This window comes from Streptococcus mitis (genome assembly GCA_001560895.1).
Lineage (GTDB): Bacteria > Bacillota > Bacilli > Lactobacillales > Streptococcaceae > Streptococcus > Streptococcus mitis_Q.
The window spans coordinates 347778-356956 of record CP014326.1 but is presented as its reverse complement, the minus strand read 5'-3'; the positions used below and the strand labels follow the sequence as shown (position 1 = coordinate 356956).

Genomic DNA, 9179 nt, shown 5'->3' with positions numbered 1-9179 from the left:
TAAGTCGCAATAGTATAACACGACTTCTAAAACATTGTTAGGAATTATTTTGGACAATCCTAGACTCAATTCATTATCTTCCAATCTACTATAATAAACTTATGCTCAATGAAAATCAAAGAGCAAACTAGGAAGCTAGCCGCAAGCTGCTCAAAGTATAGCTTTGAGGTTGCAGATAACGCTGACGTGGTTTGAAGAGATTTTCGAAGAATATTAGTAATCTACAAAAGACTAAATGTAAGTACTCCAGTCTTTAGAACAACATAAAAAGGTTGCCCAAACGGACAACCTTTCTGTACCATTAATATAAATCTAAATAGTTATCAATTTCCCATTGTGAAACGAAGGTTGCATAACTTGCCCATTCGATTCGTTTGGCTTCAAGGAAACTAGTATAGATATGTTCTCCAAGAGCCGCTCTGACAACTTCATCTTCAGTCAAAGCCTTCAAAGCGTTGTGAAGGGTTGATGGAAGGTCTGTAATGCCAGCTTCCTTACGCTCTTCTGCTGTCATAATGTAGATATTTTCTTCGATAGGAGCTGGTGCTTCGATTTTGTTTTCAATACCATGCAAACCAACTTCCAAAAGAACCGCCATAGCGATGTATGGGTTTGCCATCGGATCCACTGAACGTAACTCAAGACGAGTTCCCATGCCACGTGAAGCAGGTACGCGCACAAGTGGCGAACGGTTACGACCAGCCCAAGCAATGTAAACAGGCGCTTCATAACCTGGAACCAAACGTTTGTATGAGTTAACGGTTGGATTCATGATGGCAGTATAGTTGTAAGCATGCTTGATCAAACCGCCAAGGAAATGATAGGCCGTTTCTGACAACTGCATTCCTTTTGGATCATTTGGATCAAAGAAGGCATTGTTTCCTTCTGCATCAAACAGGGACATATTACAGTGCATACCTGACCCAGCAATACCAAATTTTGGTTTGGCCATAAAGGTTGCGTAAAGACCATGTTTGCGAGCAATGGTTTTAACAACAAGTTTAAAGATTTGAATCTTATCACAAGCACGGAGAACTTCATCGTACTTGAAGTCAATTTCATGCTGTCCAACCGCAACCTCGTGGTGACTCGCTTCTACTTCAAATCCCATTTTAGTCAAGACATTGACAATCTCACGACGTGTGTTGTCCGCAAGGTCCGTAGGCGCCAAATCAAAGTAGCCACCCTTGTCATTTACTTCAAGTGTTGGGTCACCATTTTCATCTAGTTTAAATAAGAAGAATTCTGGCTCTGGTCCAAGGTTGAAAGATTTGAATCCTACTTCTTCCATGTGACGAAGAGCTCGTTTCAAATTGCCACGAGGGTCACCTGCAAATGGTTCACCTTCTGTTGTATAGACATCACAGATTAAACCTGCAACACTTCCATTTTCATCTCCCCACGGGAAGACTGTCCATGTATCCAAGTCTGGGTACAAGTACATATCTGACTCATTGATACGTACAAAACCTTCAATAGAAGATCCATCAAACATAGCCTTATTTGACAAGACCTTATCTAATTGTTCATCTGTAGCAGGAATTTCGACGTTTTTCATCGTTCCCAAAATATCTGAGAACATGAGACGGATAAAGGTAACATTTTTTTCCTTGACTTCACGACGAATATCTGCAGCTGTGATTGGCATGAGTTTTCTCCTTAATCTATGACTACTTGCGGTTGCCTAACCGCGACCAAAAGGTGATCGTACTGAAGCAAAACGTCCCTGTTGGAGAAGTTCATTGTGAAGTGCACGACGCACCTCAGTCTGACTCACCACTTTCTTGGACTTCGCTTCACGTTCAGCATATTTTTTCTTAATGGCAGCGATATTATAACCTTCTGAGATATAATCTTTGATTTCAAGCAGACGATCCATGTCATTCAAGGAATACATGCGACGGTTCCCTTCATTTCGATCAGGTTTAATCAACTCTTGATCTTCATAATAACGAATCTGACGTGCCGATAGATCTGTCAACTTCATAACACTGCCAATAGGAAAAACAGCCATGTTTCGGCGAAATTCTTTTTCCTTCATTTACAATTTCCTTCTTTCTGTCTATTATAGTCTAAAAAAAGACAAACGTCAATTGATAATGTTATAAAATGTAACATTATTTTTCTTTTTTCTCTAAAAAGAGCCGAATGCGATCAATATCGTAATTTACGAGAATTGCAACAAAAACTCCCATGAAAGTTTCCGATACACGAGCAAATACGTACAAAATTGTCTCTCCGCTCGGAATCGATAGGGTAATGATTAACATGGCCGCTACACCGCCAATAACGCCCGCTTTGTTATTCATGGCCACATTTGTCATAATGGTTAACATGGTGCAGATTGGAACAACTACTAAAGTTACCCAAAAAGCTTCATGGAAAAAGCCATTTAATAGGAAGAAGACCAGAGCATAGAAGCCACCGATACTATTTCCTAGAATGCGCGAAGTCCCAAAATGAACACTCTTATCAAAACTCTCCCTCAAGCTAAAAACGGCTGTCAAAGCACCGATTTGAAGACCTTTCCAGCCAAAAAAGCCAAAAATTAAGAGAACTAGAAAAACAGCAATACCTGTTTTAAAAGTTCGCATACCAAGTTTGAACTGGGATTTATCGAATTTATATTTTTTAAAATAACTCATAATCTCAACTTTCTATTTCCATTTTATCATAAATCGGTGATTTTTATGAGTAATAGTTGAGAGGAAGCGTTTTTATTTCAAGCAAAAGAAAAGAGGAACTTTCATCCCTCTCTTCTTTGATTCATTTATGAAATCTTATTTTTCTGTCAAGGCTGCAAGACCTGGAAGAACTTTACCTTCAAGAAGTTCCATTGATGCTCCACCACCAGTAGAGATCCATGAGAACTTGTCTGCACGGCCAAGGTTAATCGCTGCGGCAGCTGAGTCACCACCACCGATGATTGATTTAACGCCTGGTTGTTTCACGATAGCGTCCATCACACCGATTGTTCCAGCTTGGAAGTCTGGGTTTTCAAACACACCCATAGGTCCGTTCCATACAACTGTTTTGGCACCAGTCAAAGCTTCGTCAAATTTAGCGATAGATTTTGGACCGATGTCAAGACCAAGGAAGCCTTCAGAAACTGCTTCACCTTCAGTGTCACGTACTTCAGTGTAACCAGCAAATGCGTTAGCTTCTTTTGAGTCAACTGGCAAGATCAATTTACCGTTTGCTTTTTCAAGAAGAGCTTTCGCAACATCCAATTTGTCTTCTTCTACAAGTGAGTTACCGATTTCGATACCTTGTGCTTTGTAGAATGTGTAAGTCATACCACCACCGATAAGGACTTTATCAGCTTTTTCAAGCAAGTTTTCGATAACACCGATTTTGTCTGAAACTTTTGAACCACCAAGGATAGCCACGAATGGACGTTCTGGAGCTTCAACTGCTTCTTGGATGTAGGCAATTTCGTTTTCAAGAAGGAAACCAGCAACTGCTTTTTCAACGTTTGCTGAGATACCAACGTTAGATGCGTGTGCACGGTGAGCTGTACCGAATGCATCGTTTACGAAAATACCATCTCCAAGTGATGCCCAGTATTTACCAAGTTCAGGATCGTTTTTAGATTCTTTCTTGCCATCAACATCTTCGTAACGAGTGTTTTCAACCAAAAGAACTTGTCCATCTTCAAGAGCGTTGATAGCTGCTTCCAATTCAGCACCACGAGTGACACCTGGGAAAACAACATCTTGACCCAATTTAGCAGCCAAGTCAGCTGCTACAGGAGCAAGTGATTTTCCAGCTTTATCAGCTTCTTCTTTCACACGTCCAAGGTGAGAGAAAAGAATTGCACGTCCACCTTGTTCGATGATGTACTTAATAGTTGGAAGAGCTGCTGTGATACGGTTGTCGTTAGTGATTACGCCATCTTTCAATGGTACGTTGAAGTCCACACGAACGAGGACTTTTTTACCTTTCAAGTCAACGTCTTTAACAGTAAGTTTTGCCATGTTACAAAAACCCCTTTATTTATTTTATTCGAAACTATTATATCACACTTTGGAAATATAAGGAAAGATTTCACAAGATTTTTCGATATTTAATCTTCCTCTTCTTTTTTCTGTTTCAATGTCAATGCTAAACTAGCAAGACCAAGACTGGTCAATCCTGCTATTAGGGCTTCATTGGCATCAGCAGTACCTGTATTTGGCAATTGGGTGCTTGCTTCTTCTGATTTAATTGCTGTATTTTGGACTGGTTTTTCCTGTGTAACCACTGCTGCTGGTTCTGTTTGTACTTTTGTACCAATTTCAACAATTTCTGGAATCGCCTCTTGGATGACTTCTGTTGAACGAAGGCGACGCTGACCGTTTTCATCAACTTCAAAGACATGTCTTAACAGACCATCTCGTCCCTGTATGATGACTCGTTGTTCCCCAACTAGCAACTCAGCATTTTCATGTTCTTGACGATCAAAGGCAACCTTTTCCTCTTGGACTTCCAACTTAGGAGCCTTTTGTTGGTCAGACGCCGGTTGATTGGTAGGTTTTGGAAGGACTGTGGTTTGTGGCGCTGGATTGGCAGGGATGAGACCAGTACCTACTTCCACGATTTCAGGACTTGCTTCTTTCAAAACTTCTGTAGCGCGAAGAGTACGATTACCTTGACTATCTACTTCAATCAAGCGACGAATTTGTCCCTCAACCCCTGCTTGAACAAGTTGACGTTGACCAACTGGGAGATTTGGAGTTAGACGTTCTTGGTGTTCGAAGGCAATTGTTTCAATTTCCACAACTAGTCCAGAGAGGGCTTCAACTGTTGGGGCTACTTCATTTGGATCCTGGCTACCAACGTGATGGCTTTCTGCTGCAGGAGCTAGTTTCTTATTCAGCTGTTCTTTCATGTCCGCAAAAGCTTGTGGAGTTGGTGCTTGTGATACCAACAAAGCCTCTGCTTGCGCAATTAGTTCTGATTTAGGATATTTTTCGCGGATGGATTCGAGTAAGCCTTCTAATTCTTTCCTAGCAGCCTCGTAACGCTGATTGCCATCCAAGTTTGCGCCTGCTTGTTTCAATTCATTCAAAGCCTGATTAACATCTTCCTGACTGGCACCATGATTTTCTGCAACAGCTTTCGCTCCATTGAGCTTCTCTACTAGCGTCGCTTGTTTGTCTTCACTAGAGAAGGTGTAAGCAACCGTTGACTGACGACCTTGGACAGCAGTAATTTCTTGTTTGAGGTACTCATCGTTTAGTGCTGCTTTTGGAGATACCAAAACATCAAAGTTGACTTCATGACCTTGGTAACGAAGCGTCAAGGTTTGACGACCAGTCTTTTGAGCATCGTAACCAGAAATTTCAACTCCCTCATCAGTAAAGGAATGTTCTTCCATGGTGTCATTGCTATAAGCCACTGCAAAGCGTCCTTCAGACAAGTCTAAGTTATCACCAACTAGGTAATCTTTTTTCGGCTCCTGACTTACTTCAATTCCCAAAATAGTTTTCGGACTTGCTTCATCTTGACTCGTAACAGTCACTGATAAATTAGCATGTACCGGTTGCCCCAAATATTGTAAAGTAAGATTTTGTTCTCCCTTATGATGCATATCGAAGCCTGATACTGATACACCTGCGTGAGTTAGGCGAATAAGTTCGTCCTCAGCTCCACCTTCATACTGAACTCGAAGAACACCTCCTCTAAGGTCCAAATCCTCCCCTTCGGTGTAGCTTGTTTTCTTAGGTCCTGTTTCTAGGCTGACTGACTTGATTCTTCTGTCATCTTTTGGAACGGAAACTGCTAGGACATTACTAATTTCCTTGCCTGGCAACTGGGTACGATAGTAAAGAAGACCAGATTGATTTGTCAAATCCAATGGTGCACTTGCTAGGTCTCCTCCAACTTCGCTCTTCAAGGTTGCAAGCGGAGCTTGAGAATTTGGATTATCATAAACGGTAATGGTTGCTCCAGCTGGTACATCTGCAAAGCCAACTTGTACCTTGTTATTGCCTAGAGAACGGGCCGCAGCCTTGGCCATTGGAATATTGATACTTTCAGTATCAAGCTTTTCATACATTTTCCAGTTATAGATACGAATAGCCTTCCATGGAGTTCCATTGTCAGAAGTGACAACATTCAAGCGCCAATCTTGAGCTGTGATTGGTTTATCAAGGGTAATATCTGTAACATGGGCTTTATTGCCACGAACTTCCTTAGCTAACTTCCATTGACCATCCGCATCTTTATAATAAAGATCAAAGTCTTTAGTATTCATCAAACCGTCGTTTACAGATTCTCCACCAGCTCCAGCATGGTCCATCACCCATCTAACAACTGTACGTGGCTGGGTCAAACGAATATCCACACTACCACTTAATTGTCCAGAAGACCACTTGTCAGACAGACTGGTAATGGTACCATTCAACATACCTTCAATACCTTCTCCACCTTCAGTCTTAGGGAAAGTACTATCAATAACTGTTGCACCTGGAACGATATTTTCAGCTAGTGGTTTTGGTAGACTGGTATCTTTGACAGTCATACCCCAATCAAAGGTTGTGGTGGCGGCTTCTGAACGAACCCCATTTTTACCAACTGCTACAACCTTCAGTTCTTGAGTTGTACCCTGAGCACTTGCTGAGCGGCTAACTTTTGGTAGATAAATAGTTGTAGAAGATGAGCCAGTTAGTAATTTCCAGCTGTCTCCATTTTTTTCGTAAACTTCATAGAAATCTGCATCCTTGTTGCCTTTAAATTGCACAACTGCTTCCGCTTCTTGGGCATTTTTAAGGACTTGTTTGGCTACAGCTACTGTGGTTGGGGCCTGAGGAGCATCTTGATGATTGCTGATGGTCAATTGCCCCAAGTTAAATTGATAACCTTTTAAGTCTTTGTCATTTTCAAAATAGAGTTTAATACCGTAAATTGTTTTACCTGCCAAGGCACTCAAATCAAAATCATCGGTAGTCCAGTTATCTGAAACTGTCAATTCTTTACGGGCAGCTTCATCACCGTAGGTATAATCTTTCTTAGTTGCAAATTCTACATAAACCTTGGTACCCTTGCCTCCTTTGTGGGCAACATGCAATTTAGTTGTATCTGTCACCTTCAAACGAGTAGAGTACAGATTCACATCTTGCTTGGTCGCACCTGAAATATCCCCTGCAAATTTGAGAGACGTTCCACCATTATAAGCATCTTCAAAATCATAGCTTGCTTTCAACTTATCACCAGTTGATTTTTGCCACCAGCGCCATGTTGGAAGAACACCTGATACTGAACGGTAATTCCACTCAGAATCCTTAGAAACCTTACCATCTACGAACCATTTTCTCCCATGACCTGTATTAAAGGAAGTAGTAAAAGTATGACCTACTGCTGGCGTGCGGTCCGCAACTAGGTTAGCAATACCATACCAATCTTTGTCAGCTGGTTTTTGACCAGTAGGGTCTCCTTGATAACCTGTAAAGAAGATATCTTCATTCTTATGGTAATCTTCACCAGTTTTTCCTAAACTTGTAATGGTATCTGGGGCGAACAAACCAAGAGAAAGTCGCAATTTCCCATTGTCATCTAAAATGTCATTCCATTTGACCTTGGTCTTGTAGGAACCACCCTGTTGCAATTCCAAACCTGCAAATACGTCATAAGGATTACGGCCAATCCAGTTGGCAGTTGCAATAGTGTAATCATTTTTAGCCTTATCCCAGTTAAAGTTAGCAAAGAAGTTATCTGCTGGAACCTTATCCCCTTCAGGTTGCATGAATTGGTAGTTGTATTCTCCCAAACCATCTTGGTGGTAGCGTCCATAGTTATAGGTCATAGCATCGTACCAAGAATACTTGATTGGATGGTTTACCTTAGCAGCATACTCCTTGGTATAGAGCATAAACTGGCGCATCTTTTCTCCAAGAGGTTCAACCAAATTCCCAGTCGTTTCTTGGTTGATGAAATAGCCATCATAGCCATAATACTTGGCCATATCCACCAATTTACGGGCAATTGGGAAGCTACCATCTGGGTCTTGCTTCAAAGCTTCAGCAAATCTTTCTTGATCTGCAATACTATTAGACCAGTTGAAGAAAAGTGTACCATATACAGGAACCCCGTTACGGTGACCTGCATCAATAATGTCAGGAGTTGGTACGAGACCTTCCCAGAAGACCATTGAATCTAGATATTGCCAATAGTCAAAAGCATAAGCTTTGAACTCTTCTCCACCAACAGAAGCGTGGTCTTTTGCTTTAGAATTGGTGTTGGATAGGGCTTGAACTTTTGCTTCCTTGCTAGCTTTTTCATTGACTAAATGACCTGTCCGACGTGAAGCGAGAGCGACAGACCCGCGGTTAATAGCATCATCTTCACGAGCTCCTGGTTCCCATTTCAACAAATCTTCCCAAGAATTAAATTTGATTTCCTTTGGTTTTAATGTTTTTTCTGTATTTTTAGGGACATCTGGCTGGACTTCTTTTTCAGTCTTATTAGCTTCTGCTGCTGGCTTAGACTCATCTCCTTGGCTAGTTGCTTCAGGCTTTGCTTCCGTTTCCTTGTCAGACTTTGGTTTTGATGTGGCAGATGGTGTTTCTGCAGCCACCTCACTTGCTTTTTCCTCTGGTTTAGCTATACTTACTGCTTCTGCGGTTTCAGTAGTTGCAGCTTCATTGCTTGCTGGCGAAGCAGTTTCAGATGCTGTCTCTGCTCCTTCTGCCTTTTCTAGCTTGTTTTCTCCAGTACGTTCCCCTTCATTCTGCTTGTCGGCTTCACTAGTTGGATGCCCACTCTCTCCTGAAACAAGCGCTGTATTAGCTCCGCTATTTTCAGGAACTGCAGTTTCTTCAGCCAAGGCTGGACCAGCAAATAAAACAGCACCAATCATCAGCGAGCAGGCTCCTACTGATAACTTACGAATACTGTAACGACAACGTCTTTCAAAAAATGGATTCTTCATTTTCTCCTCCTAAAAGATTGATTTTGTTGCACAAAAGAAAGCGCTTAACTTTCTTTATAAAATTTTTATCCCAATCACAGGGACCAAGATAATTCCTCCCTCATTTTAAGATATTTCTTTTAAATGTCAATATATAAAAGGAAATGCCTATATCTAGGTTAGAAATTGGTAAAATTAATATAATTAAGATCCATTCTCACGAATTTTCTTTCTAAAATCTTAGCTTAATACTTGTTAGATTTACTTTTATCCTTTAAAATAGAATAGG

Annotated in this window: 5 protein-coding genes; all 5 read right to left on the bottom strand. The window is 41.1% G+C overall.

Annotation, left to right across the window (positions count from 1 at the left end; translation table 11 throughout):
- Positions 1 to 301 precede the first annotated feature (301 nt).
- The 5 genes from AXK38_01930 to AXK38_01910 all read right to left on the bottom strand — a co-directional run bounded on the left by AXK38_01930 (position 302) and on the right by AXK38_01910 (position 8839).
- Positions 302 to 1648: a glutamine synthetase gene (locus AXK38_01930; GenBank protein AMH88106.1), complete on the bottom strand. Its 1347-nt coding sequence runs from the start codon at positions 1646 to 1648 to the stop codon at positions 302 to 304.
- 36 nt (positions 1649 to 1684) lie between these two features.
- On the bottom strand, positions 1685 to 2041 hold the full coding sequence (locus AXK38_01925; protein AMH88105.1) for a MerR family transcriptional regulator: 357 nt from the start codon (positions 2039 to 2041) through the stop codon (positions 1685 to 1687).
- A gap of 76 nt (positions 2042 to 2117) precedes the next feature.
- Complete coding sequence (locus AXK38_01920; GenBank protein ID AMH88104.1) at positions 2118 to 2645, bottom strand: hypothetical protein; 528 nt, start codon at positions 2643 to 2645, stop codon at positions 2118 to 2120.
- Positions 2646 to 2780: 135 nt separating this feature from the next.
- The gene (locus AXK38_01915; GenBank protein ID AMH88103.1) at positions 2781 to 3977 is read right to left on the bottom strand and encodes a phosphoglycerate kinase; all 1197 of its coding nucleotides are present in this window, start codon (positions 3975 to 3977) and stop codon (positions 2781 to 2783) included.
- An 89-nt stretch (positions 3978 to 4066) separates the two neighbouring features.
- On the bottom strand, positions 4067 to 8839 hold the full coding sequence (locus tag AXK38_01910) for an endo-beta-N-acetylglucosaminidase (protein AMH89602.1): 4773 nt from the start codon (positions 8837 to 8839) through the stop codon (positions 4067 to 4069).
- Positions 8840 to 9179: the final 340 nt, after the last annotated feature.

Bases quoted from the DNA above. Each gene is read 5' to 3' on its own strand.
- AXK38_01930 (AMH88106.1), bottom strand. From the start codon at position 1,648: ATGCCAATCACAGCTGCAGATATTCGTCGTGAAGTCAAGGAAAAAAAT.
- AXK38_01925 (AMH88105.1), bottom strand. From the start codon at position 2,041: ATGAAGGAAAAAGAATTTCGCCGAAACATGGCTGTTTTTCCTATTGGC.
- AXK38_01920 (AMH88104.1), bottom strand. From the start codon at position 2,645: ATGAGTTATTTTAAAAAATATAAATTCGATAAATCCCAGTTCAAACTT.
- AXK38_01915 (AMH88103.1), bottom strand. From the start codon at position 3,977: ATGGCAAAACTTACTGTTAAAGACGTTGACTTGAAAGGTAAAAAAGTC.
- AXK38_01910 (AMH89602.1), bottom strand. From the start codon at position 8,839: ATGATTGGTGCTGTTTTATTTGCTGGTCCAGCCTTGGCTGAAGAAACT.